The organism is Actinomadura bangladeshensis (assembly GCF_004348335.1).
Lineage (GTDB): Bacteria > Actinomycetota > Actinomycetes > Streptosporangiales > Streptosporangiaceae > Spirillospora > Spirillospora bangladeshensis.
In genome coordinates, this window is record NZ_SMJW01000503.1 from 1 (window position 1) to 2052 (window position 2052).

The following is a 2052-nucleotide window of genomic DNA, read 5'->3' on the forward strand; positions in this document are numbered from 1 at the left end:
GGGCGGGGAGGTGGGAAGCTCTTTACCCTGGGCTGTGTAGGCAACCGAACCGGCAACCCCGAGGCGTTCCATATACTCCCGCGACTCCCAGGGGTCTCTCGACGTGACGGACATGGCGGGCGGGTCCGCGATGGCGCGGCTCACACAGGCGGACCGCGTCCATGTGGGGTGGCGCTACGCGCAGGTCCACCCCGATCCGGGGCCGCCCCCGGCCCCGCCCGAGCAGCGTGAACGGGCGCCGCTGCCGACGCCGGCGCGGCGGCCCGCGGAGCACATGGCCGGCCGGCCGCTGCGGATCGTGGTCGGCGGCACGGTCGCGTTCGCCGTCCTGTTCCTGGTGTGCGGGCTGCTGGGGGTCGTCCCGTGGGCGTTCGCCGGGGTGGCGCTGCTGGCGTGCCTGGTCATCCTCGGCTTCACCGGGGGCGGGTTGTGGCGGGACGAGCGGGGCGTCCGGGCCCGGCTCGCGCAGGAGCGGGACGAGGAGGAGCGGCAGCGCGCCGAGCGGCGGCGGGAACGGGACGCCGCCGAGAAGGCGTACGCCAAGGCGCGTGCCGAGTGGGAGCGCCGGCAGGCCGCCTACGAGGACCAGCGCGAGTGGTACCCGGTCGCCGTCCCGCCGGGAGTCGACCGGGTGGACGTCGTCGGCGGGACGCTCGCGGGGTGGTCCGCGGCCGTGACGACCATGGGCGCGGCACGACTGGCGGTGGGCGCGCGGCTCACCATCATCGACCTGTCGGAGGGCGCGGTCGCGCACGACCTGCTGCGTCTCGCCTCGGATCGGGGCGACGACCCGCTCGTGTGGGTGCTGCCCGCCGACCTCCCTCGGTTGGACGTCACCCGCGGCCTGAATCCCGAGGCGCTCGCGGACGTCCTCTCGCTCGTCGTCAGCGCCGGCGAAGAGGAGGGCGGCACCCGTGACCTGTCGTTCGACAACTCCATCCTGGAGCGGCTCATCGAGGTCCTCGGGCCGGACGCGACGATCCCGCGGATCACGGCGGCGCTGCGCGTCCTGGCGCAGGTCGGCGACCCGCGCGACGACCTCCGCAAGGGCCTGCTGACCGACGAGCAGCTCGAACGCATTGCCACACTCTTCGGGCGGGACGCCACCGACCGGATCGTCGTCCGGCGGGCGTGGGCGCTGGAGGCGCAGCTCCGCAAGCTGGAGAAGCTCGCGACGGAGCCGGTGCGGCTGCCGCCGTCCAGGCTGCACGTGGTGTCGATGGATCGCCGCGCCGGCGTCCTGACTAACCGCATCCTCGGGACGTACGTCACGACCGCGTTGACCCACCGCGTCCGCGAGGCCCCGCCCGGCGGCCGCTGGGACCACACCCTCTTCCTCTGCGGCGCCGAGAAGCTGCGCGGGGACGTCCTCGACCGGCTCATCGACGCCTGCGAAGCGACCGGCACCGGACTGGTGCTGATGTACCGGTCGATCCCGGGGCACGTCCGGGAGCGCCTCGGCCGCCGGGGCCATGCCGCCGTCGGGTTCATGCGGCTCGGCAACCCCGAAGACGCGCGGGTCGCCGCCGAGCACATCGGTGCCGGGCAGCCGCTCATCGTCGCCGAGATCACCGACGCGGCGGGGGAGACGCTGTTCGACGTCGCGGGGGAGACCTACGCCAGCACGGTCGCCTTCGCCCGCCCCCGCGGCGACGGCCTCACCGACCCGGTCTGGTCACCGCTGCCCGCCCCCGCAGCCGACGACTCCGTCCTGGTGGAGGGCATCAGCTCCGCGACGGCCTGGGGCAGAACGGTCGCCGACCGCCGCACCAGCAAGCAGCGCTTCCGCGAACTGCTGATCGAGCCGCCGCAGCTGCAGGAGCTGCCGCCGACCGCGATGGTGTTCACCCACTCGGGCGCCACCGGCCGCCGCACCCTCCTCGTGGACGCCAACCCCGGCATCATCACACTGCCGACCGCGCACTCGATGGAGTTCGAGGAGTACCTCCGGGAGCAGCAGGAGGCCCTCGAAAAAAAAAAGAAGGAGGGAGAAAGCGCCGGTGAAGGGTCAACCACTTAGAGGATTACTGCGGCGTCGTGAACGTGAGGCGG

The 2052-nt window shown here is 73.4% G+C and carries 1 protein-coding gene; it reads left to right on the forward strand.

Features of this window, described 5'->3' with window-relative positions; translation table 11 throughout:
• Positions 1–112: 112 nt before the first annotated feature.
• Positions 113–2020: a hypothetical protein gene (locus E1284_RS40365; RefSeq protein WP_243715051.1), complete on the forward strand. Its 1908-nt coding sequence runs from the start codon at positions 113–115 to the stop codon at positions 2018–2020.
• Positions 2021–2052 lie beyond the last annotated feature (32 nt).